Source organism: Anaerococcus sp. NML200537 (assembly GCF_026131715.1).
GTDB classification, from domain to species: Bacteria; Bacillota; Clostridia; order Tissierellales; family Peptoniphilaceae; genus Anaerococcus; species Anaerococcus kampingae.
Genome location: NZ_JAMXSL010000012.1, coordinates 35675 through 54421 on the forward strand (window position 1 = coordinate 35675; position 18747 = coordinate 54421).

The window sequence follows — 18747 nt, forward strand, 5'->3', positions numbered from 1 at the left end:
CAACCCTATTCTCTCCAATCTTTTAAGATTTGGGTGTGAGATGTTGGGTGAGGAAAAAAGCACTTGTGAAGGAATCATGCTAGCAGATAATGCTATGCACCTGGGGTGCTTTTTTATTTTGTGGTATAATATAGATGAGCTTTTTATGTTCAAGTGTGGACGGTGACCTTTATGGGTCGCCATTTTTTTATCTTTTTTTAAAGTCTTCTATATGTAGACCTTTAGTTAAATTTTTAAGAGGGTATTTATATGGCTAAGAAATTTAAAGGCCTTAAAACGCAAAATATGAATAATTGGCTTGATTTCAATGTTTATCTTTTAGGTATATTGATGTATTTTTAGGAATAGTCACTAATTGATTTCAAATTATCAGTTTTACTTGCAATGTATAACGTATACGGTATATTAAGAGTGGATAGAGAAATAAAAACAATTAGGAGGTTTTTTATGGCAAACAAGACTAAAGAAGAAATCATACAAGAATGTAAAGATACCTATAAGTTATACAACTTAAAATTTAATGATAGGGTTAATTTCTTGCTAGAACTATTCAATATGGATCTTATTGAAGATGAATACGTAAATGAGGTTGTAAAAGCAGAAGCTAAACTTTCAAGGCAAATTGATAGGGTAAAAAGACTTATGATTTATCTAGGTAGGTGTAATAATTTAGACCTAGAGAGTGAAGCTGAAAGTTTTAGTTTTCATGAAAGAGCTAAGGTTGGATTGCTTTAAAAGAGTTATAATAGCGATAATAAAATAATTCAAAATTTATTTGACAATATAACGTATACGTTATATAATATAAGTACAGATAAGATATGTTTAGTAAATATTAATTTTAAAAGGAGATACAAAATGGTAGTAGTAGATGATATAAGAGTAACAGAAAAAGAGCTTGAAACAATAAGAAATCTAGTAAGGAATCATAAGTACAACAACCTTAGAAAAGGAATCCTAATTTTCAGAAATGTAAATACGGGAGAAATCACAATAGAAAATCAAATCATATCTTTTGAGGATAACGGCGGCATGATGTTTAGAAGAGATATAGACCAGGAGTTATTATGGTGGTACGAAAAATCTGATTGGGAACTAAACGGGTCTGACGATGAAGAAATGGCAAATGAAGTAGTAGAGACAATGAAAAAGGTAGTTAGGGTAATTTAGTTTACCCTAGCTAAAAAGTAAGAAGAATCATAAATAAAAAGGAGATTAAAAATGATAAATAAAAAAGATTATTGGGTAGTAGAGTTTAATGAAAATGGCAAAGATGTAAAAAATTATGAAGGCTTAGAAGTTACAGAAGATTTAATAGATGAATTAAAGTCATTAGATGAAAAGATTCACGACAAGAAAAAGGGCAAAGGATATTATAAATTTTATTTTGATAATTATGTAGATGGGGAAAGAGTACACCACGTAAGAGTGGACATAGGCGATGGAAACGAAGCTAACGAAATTTATTTTAATGGACTATTAGAATCTATAACAGAAAGCAAGATCAATAGCGGAGAAATTATAGTAGATGAAAATAAAAAGGTTGATGAAGAAGAGTTTTTAAAGGCTATTACAGGCCTTAGAATAAGACTATATAAGCTTGATAACAAAGTAGATATAGATTATATTATAGAACCTATTATAAGGCTTAGAATCGAAAATAAGGGCGAAGTTATAAGCGACCAAGTAAGGGCATTAGTTGACAATTTCAAGTACCAAAATTATTTATTAAATTTTTAAAAAAATACTTGCGGTACATAACGTATACGGTATAATATATAATGTAAGAAGGGATATAACATAGGAGGTCTAAAATGACAATGGGAAACACACAAAAGGTAACAGACAGAGAGCTTAGAAGAGAAGTCAAAAGGATAAAAGATGAAACTAGAAATATTAACGCTTATATAAGATTTACTTATGAGGTAAGACCTCTTATAAAATCAGAAATAAGCATAGCAGGAATAGGAGCTATGGACTTAGATAGCCTAGATAAATTTACAGAGGATTTAGAAAAGGTAAAAAACATAGTAAAGACTTTTAAATATGATGGATACGAACTAGTATAAAAATGTTTGACATATTATAACGTATACGATATAATAAAAAATATAAAGGAGATAACAATGTTACAAGTAAAAGATTTAATCAATGATATTATATATGCACAAGGTGAAAACGAAGAAGAATTAGTTAGAAGTTGGAATGAAAATCTAGAAGAAAAATTTGATTGGATTATAAATAGCGGAGATTTCTTTGAAGGAGATAAAGAATACGAGCAATTAAAAGAATTATTTGAAGAAACTACAGAAGAGGTTTATGGGATAGATGGCATTAAAGATGTTATAAATACATTAAACGAAGCTTATGAAAGTCAATTTATAGAGGGACTAGATGAGGAAGAGAAATCACTTGAATGGTCTAATATATCAAACACTCAAGTAAGTGAAAAATATTACAAGTAAATAATTAGCCCCTTGATTGGGGCTACATATAACAATAAGGAGAACTAATGACAAAAAAACAAGTGAACAATTTAACTCCACGATCACAAATAGATGCGACTAGGAGATGGGAAGAGAGAAATAGAGAACACGCTAGAAAAAAGAATTATCAGAGGTCGGCTAGGCTATTTGTAAGAGCCTATGCAGACCAGGAAGATATGGACGAATTAAACGAGTTATTTGCAGTAGAAAATCCAAATGCGGGTGAGTATGAGACTTCAAAGGAGATTGAAAATGACAAAGGATAATTTGATAGAAAATGATGATAAAGTATATGAAGCAAAAGAAGAGTTTTGGAAAATTTTTCACGAAGAAGAATTGATTAAAGTATTTGATATATCACTTGATGCTTTAAAATCTAAATTAAGCAAATACGATATGTACGAACATTTTAAAAGCCTATGCAAAAAAGAATGCGTCTATGGGAAATTTTGGAATGTTAATGAAGAATTAGATAAATGGACATTAGAATTACGTGAAGTCGATGAAAGCGGTGAACTTTATAAAACTTTAAAAACAATGGTTTTAACTTATTGGATAGCACAAATAACATTAAAGCTAGATAGAAAACAACAGTACGCTTTAGAATATATAAATATTTGCAAAGAAGAATTAAGCGAATATATGGATTTTTGTGACTTGGCAAAGTGTGTTCTGAAAGTAGATGAAGATAAAAATATCCTTTTAAACTTTTTAAAGGAAAACTGGAATAAAAACATAGAATTTGAAATTGATAATATTAAATATTTCATTGATTATAAAGATACAAAATTAAACTTACGTAGTAATTTAGAATTTAAACTACAGAATGAAATTTACGACTATTAATACAATACAAAAATATTCAATTTATATAGCTAACAATAATATAAAAATTTAAAATGGGTATCAATAAAAAAAGGAGTGTAAGTATGAGAAAGATAATTAATGGTAAAATGTACGATACAGAAACAGCGGAAGTAAAGGGAGAATACACAAGTAGATATTCAGTAAGTGATTTCAAATATTTTAAAGAAATCCTTTATCAGAAAAAGACAGGTGAATTTTTCTTATATGGTGAGGGCGGTGGATTATCACCTTATAAAGAAGTAGTGGAGGATCATGGAGCTACTTATGGAGAAAAAATCATACCACTAAGCGAAGATGAAGCTAAAAAGTGGGCAGAAGAGAAAATAAGCGTAGATGAATATATAGACTTATTTGGTGAAGTAGAAGAATGAAATCAAAGCCTATAAAGGTTGGAGATAGATTTGGTGAATGGATTGTAATTGATAAAGGGAAAAAAAGTGGATATAGCCTTTGTAGATGTTCTTGCGGAGTAGAAAGAGAAGTAAATAATTATTTTTTACAAAATGGTAGGTCTAGGTCTTGCGGTCACGTCACAAGAGAAAGGATAGACGCAAGAATTTTAGGCAAAAAATTTGGCAAACTTACCCCTTTAAAAAGAGTTAGTGGTAGTAAAAGGGCTAAGTATCTTTGTAAGTGTGATTGTGGTAATGAAGTCATAGTCGATGGGAATGGCCTACTTTATATAGGTAGAGTTAGTTGCGGTTGCATTAATAAAATGTATACAAAAAGCAAAAAGCCGTCAGACTTAAAGGAAGGTACAAGGATTAAGCACTTACTACCTAAATTAGATCCTAGGTCTACCACTGGATATAGGGGAGTAACGCTTTTTAAAAATGATGGGTTGTATCTAGCAAGCTTGAAATTTAAAGGCGAAAGTGAATACTTAGGATATTTTAAAACCGCCGAAGAAGCTTACCTAGCTAGGCTAGAAGCAGAAGAAGAAATGTATAAGCCTATTTTAAAAAAATATGGTCTATGGAATGAAGATGTTTTTATTATTAAAAAAGGCGAAAAATACAAAGAGTGGAAGGTGTTATTCCCTAACTCTTTACCTGGAAAAAGTTTTTGCAGGTCTGATACCGGAGAATTAAAAGAGATAAATAATTTAGTATTACTAGATGGAGATGATAGGAGATTTAAGCTATTATTGCCAAAATATAGCCCTAAAACTAATACAGATTATAGAGGGGTAGAAAAGGTTAAGAGAGTAAAATTATTTAAAGCTACAATCAAAATAGATGGCGTAGATAAAGACTTAGGGACTTATCCAACCGCTGAAAAAGCGTATCTAGCTAGGTTAAAAGCAGAGGATAAATTTTATAAGCCTATTTTAAGGGAACATGGGCTATTACAAGAAAAGCCTTTAAAAATAAAAAAAGGTGATAAGTTTGGTGATTGGACAGTACTATTCCCATACTCCTATCCATCTAAGAGTTTATGTAAGTGTTCTTGCGGGGCTGAAAAAGAAATAGAAAATTCTAACCTTATAAGTGGTAGGTCTACCTCTTGTGGGCATAGTAGTTATAAAAAGCTAGGTGATAAAGACTTTGGTAAAAAAGTTAGGATTGCTAAGTATAAGGAAATTGATAAAAAAATCCTGGACAAAACCTTTGGGGAATTAAAAGTAATTAAAAGAGTTAATTCTACTGGGGAATCTAGGTACTTATGCAAGTGTAGTTGTGGAAAAGAAGTAGAAGTTAGGGGCATGGACCTTTTAAATGGCAATACAAAATCTTGCGGTCATGTTAGGGACGAACAAAGAGAATTAAAAGATAAGCTTGTAGATGGTACTAGCTTATATGGTATCACGCAAGGTTTATCAAAAAACAATACTAGTGGATATAAGGGTGTAAGCTATAGCAAAAAGCATAAAAAGTATAGGGCATCCTTAACGCTTAATTATAAAACTATTTATCTTGGATCATACGATACATTAGAAGAAGCATATCAAGCAAGGCTAGCTGGTGAAGAAAAATATTTCAAGCCTATACTAGAAAAGTATGAAGATAAATTAGACAAATAAAAAGAAGGCTTGTGCCTTCTTTTTAAAATCATAAATTTATTAGTCACTACATTTTCACTACATTTATATAGTTTAGTATCTTTTAATATCGTTTAATATCCATAAACAATGAATAAATATTTTTATCTTCGTTTATTTTATGCCAGTTTAGTTTTATATCTTTGAATAAAAAAAATATGGTCGGGGTGAAAGGATTCGAACCTTCGACCTCATGTTCCCAAAACACGCGCGCTACCAAGCTGCGCCACACCCCGGTGACCACTGACTATTATAGTATACGATGTATAAACTAATTTGTCAAATATTTTTATCGATTTTTTTATTATTTTTATAAATAAGACTCTACTTGTCTTTCGGGTCTAAAATTATGATACCATATATTTTTTACTTTGTAAAATCTTAAGGCAATTTTCTTGTAAGATGGCTTATTAAGATTATAATGAATGTATAGAAAGGATTATCATGGATACAATTAAGGAAGTTAAAAAAATTATAGATGATTCTAACAATATAGTATTTTTTGGAGGGGCTGGGGTTTCTACCGCATCAGGTGTGCCTGACTTTAGATCTGCTACTGGCCTTTATAATAGGGAGAATAACTCTGGTTATTCACCTGAATATATGCTTAGCCATGAGTTTTTGGTTGATCATCCTGACCAGTTTATGACTTATTGCAAGGATAATCTCATGCTTGAAGGGATTAAGCCAAATCCTGCTCACTACGCCTTAGCTAAGCTTGAGAAGATGGGCAAGCTTAAGGCTGTGATTACTCAAAATGTGGATAGTCTTCACCAAGAGGCAGGTAGTCAAAATGTTATCGAGCTTCATGGAAATTTGAGAGATTATTATTGTACTAAGTGTGGGAAGAATTTTGACCTCGCCTATGTCAAATCTTTTGAAAAAGAGGCCCACTGCGATGAGTGTGGTGGCCTTGTTAGACCTGATATTGTTCTTTATGGTGAAGGTCTTGATCAAAATAATATTTCTTACGCTATTAATCTTATTGCTAATGCTGATGTTTTGATTATCGGCGGGACTAGCTTGGTGGTTTATCCAGCAGCTGGCCTTATTGATTTTTATAGGGGCCATAAGCTTATTCTTATAAATAAGGACCCTACTAGTAGGGATAGCCGTGCTGATTATGTTATAAATGGTGATATTGCCAAAGTTATGGAAGAGATTGTGGGTGATTAGGTGGAAAAAAGAAATGGAATTGATGAATATGGTATATTTTTAATTTGCCTGGCTATAGGTCTTCTTATCTTGGCTTATTTTACCAATTCATCTATTATTAATATCATATCTTCTCTTATTGTAATTTACGCTATATTTAGGTCAATGAGCGCTAATTCTATAAAGAGGAGCAAGGAAAATAGGATGTTTTTAGATAGTGTTATAAATCCTATCAAGGGCGTTTTTAATAGGGGAAATAAAAAGGATGGGGCCTATAAGTATGTAACCTGTCCATCCTGCGGACAGAAACTTAGGATTCCTAAAAACAAGGGAAAGATTAAGGTTAGGTGTCCAAAATGCAAGGAAAAGTTTGATGCTAAGAGCTAGATTTTTTAGAAATTTTTAGTTTTTTTAGAAATATAAATTAATTTAAAATTTAGCTTTATAGACTATTTAAATTTATTTAAAACGGATGTATAATTTCCATGAAAGGGGATTAATAATGTCAAGAATAATTGGAACAACAGCGATGGGCCTTAGGGCACCAATCATTAAAACAGGCGATGATTTAGTAGAAATTGTCACCAACATGGTTAAAGAAGTATCTAAAGAAGTTAAGTTTCACGATAGGGATGTAATTGCGGTTACTGAGTCTCTTTTGGCTAGAAGCCAAGGAAACTATGCAAATTCTGATCAAATAGCTAAGGATTTTGCTAATAAGTTTGAGGCTGATGAGGTTGCGATTCTATTTCCTATCATTAGTAGAAATAGATTTTCTATTTTGCTTAAATCTTTTGCTAAATCTGGCAAAAAGCTTCACATTTGTCTATCCTATCCATCAGATGAAGTAGGTAACCTACTTATGGATGAGATGGATTTATTTAATTCTAATATAAATCCTTACAAGGATGTTCTTTCTCTTGAGGAATTTAGAGAGGTTGCTGGAGATTATAAGCACTTATTTACTGGTATGGATTATCCAGAATTTTACAAGGAACTTGCACCAAATTCTGAAATTCACTTTTTAAACAATCCGGTAGATGCTCTTAAATTTACAGACAATGTTTTAGTAAGCTCTATTCATAATAGAGAATTAGTTAAAAGACAACTTGTAGAAGCAGGTGGTAAGACTATCCTTAAGCTTGATGAGATACTTGATGGACCAGTAGATGGTTCAGGATACAATCCTTCTTATGGACTTCTAGGTTCAAACCTATCTACAGGTGAAGTTGTTAAGCTATTTCCTAGAGATGCTCAAGATTTTGTTGAAAGACTTCAAAAAAACATTATTGAAGTAGTCGGCAAAAATATTGAGGTAATGGTTTATGGCGATGGAGCTTTCAAAGATCCAGTAGGCCATATTTGGGAGTTAGCAGATCCTGTTGTATCACCAGGCTTTACAGAAGGTCTAAAGGGTACACCAAATGAGCTTAAATTAAAATATGTAGCTGACAATGAATTAACTGGTTTATCTAGCGAAGAAGCTGCAGAGAGATTTAAGAAGATGGTCAAAGAAAAGGACCAAAACACAGATAAGAATAAGACCCTAGGTACTACACCTAGACAAATTACTGACCTATTAGGTTCTCTATCAGACCTAATCTCAGGTTCAGGGGATAAGGGAACACCAGTAGTCCTAATCCAAGGCTACTTTGATAACTATTCAAACGACTAATAGAATATAAAAATTATAAATGAGCCAACTTTGCTTAAGATACCTAGCATAAAAGTTGGTTCATTGTATAATTGTAACATATACTAGACTTGTAAATATTTAATGATGGAGAAGAAAATTGAAAGACAACCAATCTTTTGACAATCAAGAAAGCAAACAGATGCAAGCCAAAAATGTAGATGAGAGAAATACTCTATCAAAGGAATACAGATTTTTCTGGATGAGTTTTGCATCAATACTAATGGCCTGTGGTACTCATTTTTTCAAATATCCAAACTCCTTTGTAATAGGTGGGGTAGAGGGTATGAGTATCATCACATCCATGTTTGTTCCCTTTACAAGGCCACAGATTACCCTATTCTATAACTTAGTTCTATTGGTAATTGGATTTTTTGTAATTGGCAAGAAATTTACCATAAGAACAGGTTATGTGGCCATACTTAATTCCCTAACAGCCTTGCTTTTAGCAAGAATTGTTCCCATTCATCAATCCCTAACTGGCAATAAGATGCTAGAATTAATCTTTACCCTCCTAATGTCATCAGTTGGATCAGCTATTCTATTTAATCTAGCTGCATCAAGTGGGGGTACTGATATAATAGCGATGATAATTAAAAAATACTCCTCTCTTCAGGTAGGAAAAGCCCTTCTAGTGGTAGATTCGCTTTTCACTATAGCAGCCATCAAGATATTCGGAGTTGAGATTGGATTATTTTCAATCCTAGGCTTGCTCATGAAGGGGATTTGCGTAGATGTAATGATAGGGTCAATGAATGAGGCCAAATTATTTATAATCATAAGCTCAAAGACAGAAGAGCTTGGCAATTTCATAAAAGTAGACTTAAATAGGTCGGCAACTGTGATAAGTGCCAAGGGCCTATATGCAGGAAGTGATATTTCTGTATTCTTGTGTGTGACAAGCAAATTTGAACAGGCAAGATTTAGGTCCTTTATCAAAAAGGTTGACCCATATTGCTTTATAACTATATTAAATACTTCATCAATTATTGGAAAAGGCTGGTATTCATCAGATGATCAGCTAGATAGCGACTGATTTAGAAAGGAGGCTTAAGGCTATGAAAAAAATCTTACAAATATTCTTAATTGCTACCTTAAGCCTATCTTTTGTAGGCAAATCCTACGCCCAGGATGCTGAGTCTAAGGAAGAAACACAGCCAGTAAAGGAAGCAGAAGTTCAAAAGCCAGCTGATAAGATAAAAATAAAAGAAGACACTAAAACCCTCGAAGAAGAAAAGGTTCAACCCTTAAAAGAGCCCGTCAAAGAAGAAGTTAAAAAGCAGGGTGAAGCAAATAGTCCTGAAAGTGAAACTAAAGAGGGGCAAAGCCCAAAAGATGCAAATCCAAAGAAAGAAAAAGAGGCGGTGTCTGCAAGTGATGCTAGTAAAAAAGAAAATGCTGACTACGAAAAGGTCCAAAAAGCTGTAGATGATTTGGTTGAAAAGCTAGATAAGAATTCAAATCTTGCCAAGGCATTAGAAGAAGTCAAAGTTACAATCAAGGCTAATAATTCAAATACAAGCATTAGTTCAAGTCAAGTCAATAAAAAGACTGAGAAAGTGATAAAGGACTATAGCCAAAAGATACAAGAGGCCAAGACACCAAGTCAGAAAAGACAGCTTGAAAATGAAGCGGCAAATATGATTAAGTCAATAAGTATAGATGTAAGTGAAGATAATAAAGCTAATGCTCAATTGCCAGAAAAAGAAAGTGAAGAGCCTAAGAAAAGACTCACTAAAGAGGTAAAGGCCAACCATAATGACGATATAAGTAAGATTTATGCCCTAGCACCAGCAGAGGAAGAAGAAAGAGATTATCTAGGTTTTCTTAAAGAGCCTGTAATAATAGTAGCTGTAATTTTAATCATAAGCATACTTATATCAATTGGAATAGTAATTAGAAATAAAGAAAAAAATGATATAGATTCTTACTAAAAAAAGAGGCCTTGTGGCCTCTATTTTAATATTATTATTCTTGAGCTTCGAACATGTCTTTGCCAACTCCACATACTGGGCAAACCCAATCTTCTGGAAGTTGATCAAATTCTGTACCTGCTTCAATTCCGTTATCAACATCACCTTCTGCTGGATCGTAAATATATCCGCATGCTGTACAAACGTATTTCATTGAATGTCTCCTTTCATTTTTTCTTGTAATTACATTATACCCGTAAATTCTATAATGTAACAGAAAATTTCAATTCTAATTAAAATTTGTTATTTTTTCTGTAAATTTTAAAAATATGATATTAAAAATAAAAATCGGGTATGAAGTAGTTAGGAGAGGCTATGGAGATAATTAGGACGGTCATAAATTCTGACCTTAAAGATATAAAAAAATTTAGAGATAAGCTTTTAGCTTTGTTAGAAGATAGGGACTATGACCAGGATTATATCTTCAAACTCAGGCTAATATTAGATGAATTGACGAGCAATTCTTATAAGCATGGCAATAGAAAAGATAGGCTTAAACTTATAGAAATATGTGTCAAACTTACAGATACCTATTCATATATAAAGGTAAAAGACGAGGGTAGTGGAATTTGTAGGAAAAAGACTGTCGATTTATTTGCAGAAAATGGCAGGGGAATCAGACTTGTTGAATCTTTGTCGGACAGGATAGTAGTTTGTGAAAATGCAATAGCTTGTCTAATATATATATGAAGTGCTTTGATAAACTAAATTAAAAGCACTTTTTTTGTTGATATTTATTGATAATTAATTAACGTTAGGTATAATATATTGATAGAATTTGTTAGTAAGAAAGAAGGAAATATGTTAAGAGAAGATGTTAGAAATGTAGCAATTATTGCCCACGTAGACCACGGTAAGACAACCCTAGTAGATGGTCTTTTAAAAACATCAGGTTTATTCAGAGATAATGAAGAAGTAAAAGAGAGAGTCATGGACTCTGATACAATCGAAAAAGAACGTGGTATTACAATTCTTGCCAAAAATACAGCAGTATCCTACAAGGATATGAAAATAAATATTATAGATACACCGGGCCACGCCGACTTTGGTGGAGAGGTTGAGAGGGTTCTAAACATGGCTGAATCTGTTGTACTTGTAGTAGACAGCCACGAAGGCCCAATGCCACAAACTAAGTTTGTACTTAAAAAGGCTATAGAATTAGGTCTGCCTGCCATTATTTGTATAAACAAGGTCGATAGGCCAGATGAAAGAATTGATGAAGTAGAAGATGAAATCCTAGATTTATTCATATCTTTAGATGCAGATGAATCCTACCTTGAAAGTCCTATTGTTTATGCATCAGCCAAAAATGGATGGGCATCACTTGAAAAGGGTGTAGTCAAGGAAGATATGACTGACCTCTTAGATACAATTATAGAATACACACCAGCTTTTGAAGCGGAAGAAGATACAGGTTTTAAGGTCTTAGTTTCAACAACAGATTATAATGAATACCTAGGAACCATAGCTATAGGCAAGGTTGAATGCGGAATAATTAAGAAAAATGCCCAAGCGGTAATCACAAATTACAATGAGCCAGACAGGCTTGTAAAGGCCAAGGTAGTCACAATTTATGAATTTGACGGCTTAAGCAGGGTAGAAGTAGAAGAAGCGAAATTTGGTTCAATAGTAGCCCTATCAGGTATGGAAGATATAAATGTAGGTGATACAATCGGTACAGAAGGAGACCATGAACCAATTGAATTTACCAAAATATCAGAACCAACCCTAGCTATGACCTTTTCGGTAAATGACTCACCATTTGCAGGTCGTGATGGTAAATATGTTACTTCAAGACACCTTAGGGATAGGTTGCTTAAGGAAGCAGAAACAGATGTTTCCCTAAGAGTAGAGCCAACAGATACAACAGAAGCCTTTAAGGTATCAGGTAGGGGCGAGCTTCATTTATCAGTACTTATTGAAAACCTAAGACGTGAAGGCTATGAATTTCAAGTATCAAAACCTGAAGTAATGTTTAAGAGCGATGAAAATGGCAAAAAGCTAGAGCCAATTGAAATTGCAACAGTAGATGTAGATGAGGTCTACACAGGATCAATTATAGATAAACTTGGCCGTAGGAAGGGTGAAATGATTGATATGCACCCATCATCATCAGGCTACACCAGACTTGTATTTAGAATACCTGCTAGAGGCCTTATAGGCTACAGGACAGAATTTATGACCGACACCAAGGGAACAGGCATCTTAAATACCGAATTTGAAGGTTATGATAGATACAAGGGCGACCTTGATAAGAGGCAGCTAGGATCCCTAATAGCCACAGAAAAGGGAATAGCTACAGCCTACGGTCTAAATGCAGCCCAATCTAGGGGTCAATTATTCATAGAGCCAGGTGAAGAAATCTATGAAGGCCTAATAGTAGGATCAAATGCCAAGGGTTTAGATATAGATGTAAACATCTGCAGAAAGAAAAAGATGACCAACACCAGGGCAAGCGGAAATGACGATGCCATCGCCCTTACACCAGCTAAAAAGATGAGTGTAGAAGAAATGATGGAATTTGTAGAAGAAGATGAACTAATCGAGGTTACACCACACAATCTAAGGATAAGAAAGAAAATATTAGACGCAACAAAGAGATATAAATCAAAAAAATAGGAGGATATAGATGGTAAATAAGTTTGAAAGAAGACTTAGCATTGAGCTTGTCTTCTTGGTAGTCATCTTATTTCTTCTAACTATCTCTCAAAGGTTTGTGGATTCATGGTTTTTTAACTTAAGCTGGTATATCGCCTTTATCCTAAGCTGGATATTGATGCTAGTTTTTAGTTTTTCAGTCCTTTTAGATAAAAATGCTAGAGGATATTCAATACTTACAGCCATAGTCACAAGCCTAGCCTTTGGGCTATTATCAATCCACGGTTTGTCAGCCTTGGCAAGATTTGTCAGGGTCTTGCCCACAAACCTAGCCGTAAACAACGAGTTTTTCATAGCTAATAATCAGCTGATATTTTATTCATGCTTGATAGTGGTTTACTTTTTTCACATGATAAACGCTCTCCTACATAGAAGGAAGGACCAAGAGCCTAAGGAAGAAATAAAAGAAGCCAGCGAGGAAGAGCTTAGGCAGAGAAGAGATGATAAGCTAAATGCAATAATAGCTGAGATCGATAGTCAGAAGAATTCAGATAAGCTTACAGATGAAGATAGGGAAATATTAAATACTCATCTTTTAGAAGAGGCTAAGAACAAGGAAGCGGAGGATAATTTATGAGCAAGCAAAACATATCATTGTCAGTAATCAAGAGACTTCCAAAATACTACAGGTATTTGGAAAGCATCAACGAAAAAGGAATAATCAGAGTATCTTCTAAAGAATTATCCGAGATAACAGGCCTTACAGCCAGCCAAATTAGACAAGATTTAAACCACTTCGGTTGCTTCGGCCAACAAGGCTATGGCTATAATGTAAAGGAATTAATTGGTGAATTATCAAAGATAATTGGAGTAGATAAAAGTTATAAGATAGTCCTAATAGGTTATGGTAATATAGGACATGCCCTCTACCAATACAAGTCCTTTAGAGATCTAGGCTATGAATTTGAAGCAGTCTTTGATAAGGAAGAATTTACACACGAAGAATTAAAGGTGCAAAAAATCGATGACCTAGGAGACTTCCTAAAAAATAACAAGGTAGATATAGGTATAATAGCAACACCAAAAACAGTAGCCCAAGAAATAGCAGATATACTTTGCGAAGGCGGAATCAAAGGCATTTGGAACTTCTCGCCAGTAGACCTAAAGGTAAAAAATGGAGTGGTAATAGAATCAGTTCACCTAGATGAATCTCTATTTACCCTAACATATTTTATGAATTCACCAGAGGATTTTATATTTTAGATGAATGTAATAAGCGTATCAAACTTGGCCAAAGAATATCCCGGTAAGGAAATATTTTCTGGCCTAAGTTTTAATTTAGAAAAGGGGGACAAGGCAGGACTAGTTGGAATCAACGGGGCTGGCAAGTCTACCCTTTTTAATATATTAACAGGAAACTTAAGAGCAGATGAGGGGAAAATCTTTATCCCCCAAGAAGTTAAAGTAGGCTATCTGGAGCAGATTTTAAGCATAGATAGCCATATGACAATCTATGAATATTGTCTAGCCATCTTTGATGATATGATAAGGCTTGAAGAAGAGATAAGAGAGCTCGAAAAAAAGATGAGCCAGGAAAAGGATGATGAAAAACTTGCCCAGATAATGGATGAGTACACAAAAAAATCTGATCTTTTTCACCAGAAAAATGGCTACGCCATCAAAAGTGAGTTAGAAGGAACCCTAACAGCCATGGGATTTGATAGGGAGGACTTTGATAAGGAAATATCTGTTTTATCAGGTGGCCAAAAGGCAAGGGTAGAGCTAGCAGGTCTTTTATTAGAAAAGCCAGACCTTCTCCTTTTAGATGAGCCAACCAACCACCTAGATATAAAGGCAATCAACTTCCTAGAAACTTTCATCAAAAACTACCAGGGCACAGTAATAATAATATCCCACGATAGGTATTTTTTAGATGCCACAGTAAATAAGATGATGGTCCTAGAATATGGAAGGCTTACATCCTATAATGGCAACTACACCAGCTTCATGACCCAGAGGAAAAAAGACAGGGACGTCTACCTACACCAATATAAGAGCCAGCAAAAAGAAATCGAACGCCAAGAAGAAATCATCGACAGACTCAAAAACCTGGGAGGCTCTAAGAGAAAAAGAGGTATATCCCAATCAAGGTCTAGGCAAAAACTCCTAGATAAGATGGAAAAAATGGAAAAGCCAATCGAACTACAGGACACCATGAGCCTTAAATTTAGCCCAAGAATCCAATCGGGCATGGATGTCCTAAAGGTAGATAAATTAGCCAAATCCTTTGACTATAGGGAGATTTTCAAAAATATTTCCTTTGATATTTATAGAAATGAAAGGGCAGCCATAATCGGAGATAATGGGGTAGGTAAGACCACGCTTTTTAAAATAATCCTCAAGGAAGAGATGCCAGATCAAGGCAATGTCAAGCTTGGCCAATCTGTAAACATAGGCTACTTTGACCAAGAGCAAAAGTCTCTAAACTTAGAAAATACTATCTTTGATGAGATAAGAGAGGCTTACCCAAGGCTTACAAACTTTGAAATAAGGTCCTACCTTGCCAAATTTATGTTCTACGATGATGATGTCTTCAGAGAGATTAGCGAACTATCCGGTGGGGAAAGGGCTAGGATATCCCTCCTTAAGCTAATGATATCAGATTGTAACTTCATCCTCATGGATGAGCCAACCAACCACCTGGATATTGACTCAAAGGAAATTCTAGAAGACGCCATCCTAGATTTTGAGGGGACTCTTTTGATAATTTCCCACGACAGGTATTTCTTAAATAAAATCGCAAGCAAAATCCTAGATATGAAAAATGACCAGATTGATCTTTACTTAGGCAACTACGATTATTATAGGGAAAAGCTAAGGGAAGCAAGCCTGACAGATGAAGAAAGGCAAGTGGTAAGCAAGACCCAAATCAAAAAGGAAAGAAAAAAGGAAAAACTAAAGAAAAGCGAAATCAAGGCCAAAAAGAACAAGATTAGAGACATAGAAAGGGAAATGAAGGAAACCGACCTACTTATCAAAGACCTCACAAAAGAAAGCATGGCTGAGGGCTTTTACAACGACCAAGATAGGGTCGCCCAAGTTTTTAAAGAAATCAAAGATCTTGAGGAAAAGAGAGATGACCTTGATGAAGTATGGCTAGACCTTAATTTAGAATTAGAAGAAGATGATTAAAAGGAAAAAAACAAGGGTATTTATACCCTAAGGAGAAAAATATGGGAAAATTAATGAAATTTCTCTATTCTTTGATGTTAATAGTTTTAATCCTCTTAGGAGCCTTATTTTTGGCCTTTGGAATTGATGGCCAGGCTGTTTTTGAAGCCTTTGTCTACAATGAATATCTTTATAGACTAGTATCTAATGAAGCCTTTGTTCAATTCTTTTTCATGGCTGTAGGCATCTTACTCATAGGTTTTGCAATAGTTTTGCTTATTGTACTTAGACAAAATTCCAACAAGGGATTTGACGTCTTGATTGAAGATGAAAAGGGAAGTGTGCTTATAGCCCAAAGATCTCTAGAATCTTCGATAAAATCCTCAGTTAATAAGTTTTTAGGACTTGAAACCATAAAGGCAAGGGCTAAAATTATTGACAATAACAAGCTTGAGGCAAAAATCTTAGCAGATGACTATTCAGATCAAGCAATCGACAAGCTTGCCGAAAGAGTAAGAGAAGAGATAAAAACAAGCTTAAATAATCTTACAGGACTTGATGAAATAAAAATCGACCTAAAGATTGAAAAGAAGGAAAAGCAAAAAGAGAAGAGAGAATATGGAAGAAATTAACAAGGATACAAATCATACTATATATGATGTAGAGATGAGAAAGCTTGATAATAGAGAAAACAATAAAAAATTTCTTCTTGCTTTCTATCGATTAAACAAAGGGAAAATAAACTCTACAATCCTTAGCCTCATCACCCTTATTTGCCTATTTAACTTTGGTTTTTTTAAGACCCTGGGTATCTGGGTAGTGATGGTAATAGGCTATTTGATCGGAGCTTATTTTGATAAAGATGTAAGAGTGCTTCAAATAATTAGGAAAATTGTAAATTAAGGAGTAGACATGACAGATAATCTAAATAAAGAAATCAAAAAAGACCTAAATGATGGCAGAGAATTGGAATATGAAGAAAGCAAGCTTATCATAGAAGATAAGGTAGTTGCTAAGATTGCTAGAATAGCCATTAATCAAGTGGATGGTATTCTTGAAATGAAGGGTAATATTGCTGATTCTATCGGATCATTTTTTGGCTCCAGCGATAGGAGAACTGCTGGTGTTAATGTAGAAGTTGGAGAAAGAGAAGCAAAGATTAACCTAGATGTAATTATCGAATATGGCAAAAATGCTAGGGAAATCTTTAACAACATTCAAAGAGTAGTAAGTTCTAATGTTAGAGAGATGACTGGTCTTGAAGTAGTGACAATAAATGTGGATGTTGTGGATGTTCTAACAAGAAAAGAATACCAAGAAAAACAACAAGCAAATTCTGACGCTGACAAAAAGCAAAATAATTACTAAAAATAAGGCCTGCTAAGCGGGCCTCTTAGTATGGAGATAGAATATGAGAGATTTACTCGATAGCAAGACAAGACGTTACATATTTGTAGGATTTTGTCTGATAGCTATATATTTTGGATTTTTTTATATAGATAAGATTGGAGAATTTTTATCAAGGGCTTATCAGGTTTTTAGGCCTCTAGTTTACGGATTGGTTATAGCCTTTATAATAAATCTTCCGGTCAACTTTTTTCATAATGACCTTTTATCAAGATTTGATGCTTTTAAGAAAAATAAGAAGCTAAGCCTCACCCTATCTTTGGCAATTTCATGGATAATATTTTTTGCAATGGTGACAATAGTCTTAACAGTTTTAATACCAGAGCTTTCCAGGGCAATTACCAAGCTTAGCGAAAATATACCGGTATTTTTTGATTCGCTTGTAGATTTTTTGGATGATTACAAGTTTTTAGAAAAGGCCAGCCATATTTTAGAAACTAAGATTCAAAGTCTAGATTTAGATGGGATAAGCAGGACTGTGACAGGTTTCTTGCAAGATTTCCTAAATTCAGAATCAAATATACTAAATAAGACTGGATCAATTATAAATACAGTATCACAAGGAATCCTAGCCCTTGGTATAGGCTTTATTTTTTCAATATATGTCAGCCTAAATAGAAATGGACTGGCAGATGGGATAACAGGCTTTATTTTTGCCCACCTTCCAATAGATGTAGCTAAAAATATAATCTATGTTTCAAAACTATCCTATGCATCATTTTCAAGGTTTCTCGAAACTAAAATCTTATCATGTATAGCCCTAGGTGTGGCTTGCTTTATAGGAATGCTCATCCTAAGGTTGCCATCAGCTGGTATGATTTCAATTCTTATGGGAGCTTTTGATATTATTCCATACATTGGAGCATTTTCAGCAACAGCCATCGGTATGATTTTGATATTTATCTATTCGCCAGCCAAAGCTCTTATATTTTTGATATTTATCCTAATATTGCAACAAGTCCAACAACAGATATTTTATCCACTTGTAATAGGTAAGCACCAAGGCCTACCTGCTATTTGGATCTTTGTTTCAGTAGTAATAGGCGGGGGACTATTCGGAGTATTTGGTATGGTTGCCTTCATACCGCTTGCGACTGTAATCTACACACTTGTGACAGATAATACCAAAAAGAAACTTAAAAACAAAAATATTAGCGAAGAAGAAATAGAAAATTTAAGGAAAAAAACTTACGAAGAAATAAGAGCGGAAAATTTAAAAGATATATAGAAAAGGTGATGTTGCAGAATAGTTAAATCTATTCTGCAACATCACTTTTTTTCTCGGATATTTGTATTAAGTAATTTAATTATATAGAGATTTTTAAGGTGGGAATAAATTTTTCCACATTTTCCTTA

24 protein-coding genes and 1 tRNA gene are annotated in these 18747 nt (G+C 33.9%); 23 read left to right on the forward strand and 2 right to left on the reverse strand.

All coding sequences use genetic code 11. The features are described from left to right. Positions 1-447: 447 nt before the first annotated feature. From NH288_RS04860 to NH288_RS04900, 9 genes are all read left to right on the forward strand, one after another. Complete coding sequence (locus tag NH288_RS04860; RefSeq protein ID WP_265213539.1) at positions 448-735, forward strand: hypothetical protein; 288 nt, start codon at positions 448-450, stop codon at positions 733-735. Between the two features lie 123 nt (positions 736-858). Further along, complete coding sequence (locus tag NH288_RS04865; RefSeq protein WP_265213540.1) at positions 859-1170, forward strand: hypothetical protein; 312 nt, start codon at positions 859-861, stop codon at positions 1168-1170. Positions 1171-1221: 51 nt separating this feature from the next. After that, positions 1222-1740 carry a hypothetical protein gene (locus NH288_RS04870; protein ID WP_265213541.1) on the forward strand — a complete coding sequence of 173 codons (519 nt, stop codon included), beginning with the start codon at positions 1222-1224 and terminating at the stop codon, positions 1738-1740. A 74-nt stretch (positions 1741-1814) separates the two neighbouring features. Continuing rightward, positions 1815-2069, forward strand: a complete 255-nt coding sequence (locus tag NH288_RS04875; RefSeq protein ID WP_265213542.1) for a hypothetical protein — start codon at positions 1815-1817, stop codon at positions 2067-2069. A gap of 57 nt (positions 2070-2126) precedes the next feature. Beyond that, positions 2127-2465 (forward strand): hypothetical protein, encoded by a 339-nt coding sequence (locus NH288_RS04880; protein WP_265213544.1) that lies wholly within the window; start codon positions 2127-2129, stop codon positions 2463-2465. Positions 2466-2512: 47 nt separating this feature from the next. After that, complete coding sequence (locus NH288_RS04885; protein WP_265213546.1) at positions 2513-2752, forward strand: hypothetical protein; 240 nt, start codon at positions 2513-2515, stop codon at positions 2750-2752. Beyond that, the gene (locus NH288_RS04890) at positions 2739-3332 is read left to right on the forward strand and encodes a hypothetical protein (RefSeq protein WP_265213548.1); all 594 of its coding nucleotides are present in this window, start codon (positions 2739-2741) and stop codon (positions 3330-3332) included. The genes NH288_RS04885 and NH288_RS04890 overlap by 14 nt, the downstream gene beginning before the upstream one ends. A gap of 83 nt (positions 3333-3415) precedes the next feature. Then, a complete protein-coding gene (locus NH288_RS04895; RefSeq protein WP_265213549.1) occupies positions 3416-3724 on the forward strand; it encodes a hypothetical protein in 309 nt (102 codons plus the stop codon). Further along, on the forward strand, positions 3721-5376 hold the full coding sequence (locus NH288_RS04900) for an AP2 domain-containing protein (protein WP_265213550.1): 1656 nt from the start codon (positions 3721-3723) through the stop codon (positions 5374-5376). The genes NH288_RS04895 and NH288_RS04900 overlap by 4 nt, the downstream gene beginning before the upstream one ends. 177 nt (positions 5377-5553) lie before the next feature. Here the strand turns inward: NH288_RS04900 and NH288_RS04905 are convergent. Then, positions 5554-5630 (reverse strand) — tRNA-Pro (locus NH288_RS04905). A 208-nt stretch (positions 5631-5838) separates the two neighbouring features. On the opposite strand from NH288_RS04905, the gene NH288_RS04910 reads away from it, so the two are divergent. The 5 genes from NH288_RS04910 (at position 5839) to NH288_RS04930 (ending at position 10176) form a co-directional block, all read left to right on the forward strand. Then, positions 5839-6570 (forward strand): NAD-dependent protein deacylase, encoded by a 732-nt coding sequence (locus NH288_RS04910; RefSeq protein WP_106460949.1) that lies wholly within the window; start codon positions 5839-5841, stop codon positions 6568-6570. Continuing rightward, the gene (locus tag NH288_RS04915) at positions 6571-6936 is read left to right on the forward strand and encodes a zinc-ribbon domain-containing protein (RefSeq protein WP_265213554.1); all 366 of its coding nucleotides are present in this window, start codon (positions 6571-6573) and stop codon (positions 6934-6936) included. Between the two features lie 115 nt (positions 6937-7051). Further along, positions 7052-8224 carry a coenzyme F420-0:L-glutamate ligase gene (locus NH288_RS04920; RefSeq protein WP_106460947.1) on the forward strand — a complete coding sequence of 391 codons (1173 nt, stop codon included), beginning with the start codon at positions 7052-7054 and terminating at the stop codon, positions 8222-8224. Between the two features lie 118 nt (positions 8225-8342). Beyond that, positions 8343-9278 carry a YitT family protein gene (locus NH288_RS04925; protein ID WP_414731750.1) on the forward strand — a complete coding sequence of 312 codons (936 nt, stop codon included), beginning with the start codon at positions 8343-8345 and terminating at the stop codon, positions 9276-9278. A 22-nt stretch (positions 9279-9300) separates the two neighbouring features. Continuing rightward, the gene (locus tag NH288_RS04930; protein ID WP_265213557.1) at positions 9301-10176 is read left to right on the forward strand and encodes a hypothetical protein; all 876 of its coding nucleotides are present in this window, start codon (positions 9301-9303) and stop codon (positions 10174-10176) included. A gap of 34 nt (positions 10177-10210) precedes the next feature. Here NH288_RS04930 and rd read toward each other — a convergent pair whose 3' ends face one another. Continuing rightward, positions 10211-10369 (reverse strand): rubredoxin, encoded by a 159-nt coding sequence (gene rd / locus NH288_RS04935; RefSeq protein ID WP_004833839.1) that lies wholly within the window; start codon positions 10367-10369, stop codon positions 10211-10213. 161 nt (positions 10370-10530) lie between these two features. On the opposite strand from rd, the gene NH288_RS04940 reads away from it, so the two are divergent. The 9 genes from NH288_RS04940 (at position 10531) to NH288_RS04980 (ending at position 18619) form a co-directional block, all read left to right on the forward strand. Further along, positions 10531-10905 carry an ATP-binding protein gene (locus NH288_RS04940; RefSeq protein WP_265213561.1) on the forward strand — a complete coding sequence of 125 codons (375 nt, stop codon included), beginning with the start codon at positions 10531-10533 and terminating at the stop codon, positions 10903-10905. Positions 10906-11016: 111 nt separating this feature from the next. Further along, entirely contained in the window at positions 11017-12834 is a 1818-nt protein-coding gene (typA, locus tag NH288_RS04945; RefSeq protein ID WP_265213563.1) for a translational GTPase TypA, read from the forward strand. A gap of 10 nt (positions 12835-12844) precedes the next feature. After that, complete coding sequence (locus tag NH288_RS04950) at positions 12845-13450, forward strand: hypothetical protein (protein WP_265213564.1); 606 nt, start codon at positions 12845-12847, stop codon at positions 13448-13450. Beyond that, positions 13447-14076, forward strand: coding sequence for a redox-sensing transcriptional repressor Rex (locus NH288_RS04955; protein WP_265213566.1), 630 nt, complete (start codon positions 13447-13449; stop codon positions 14074-14076). Before NH288_RS04950 ends, NH288_RS04955 begins: the two co-directional genes overlap by 4 nt. Beyond that, positions 14077-16005, forward strand: coding sequence for a ribosomal protection-like ABC-F family protein (gene abc-f / locus NH288_RS04960; RefSeq protein ID WP_265213568.1), 1929 nt, complete (start codon positions 14077-14079; stop codon positions 16003-16005). A gap of 41 nt (positions 16006-16046) precedes the next feature. Further along, positions 16047-16616: an alkaline shock response membrane anchor protein AmaP gene (gene amaP / locus NH288_RS04965; protein WP_265213570.1), complete on the forward strand. Its 570-nt coding sequence runs from the start codon at positions 16047-16049 to the stop codon at positions 16614-16616. Next, positions 16603-16887 carry a DUF2273 domain-containing protein gene (locus NH288_RS04970; protein ID WP_106460939.1) on the forward strand — a complete coding sequence of 95 codons (285 nt, stop codon included), beginning with the start codon at positions 16603-16605 and terminating at the stop codon, positions 16885-16887. Before amaP ends, NH288_RS04970 begins: the two co-directional genes overlap by 14 nt. 9 nt (positions 16888-16896) lie before the next feature. Continuing rightward, on the forward strand, positions 16897-17352 hold the full coding sequence (locus NH288_RS04975; protein WP_106460938.1) for an Asp23/Gls24 family envelope stress response protein: 456 nt from the start codon (positions 16897-16899) through the stop codon (positions 17350-17352). A gap of 43 nt (positions 17353-17395) precedes the next feature. Beyond that, positions 17396-18619, forward strand: coding sequence for an AI-2E family transporter (locus NH288_RS04980; protein WP_265213574.1), 1224 nt, complete (start codon positions 17396-17398; stop codon positions 18617-18619). Positions 18620-18747 lie beyond the last annotated feature (128 nt).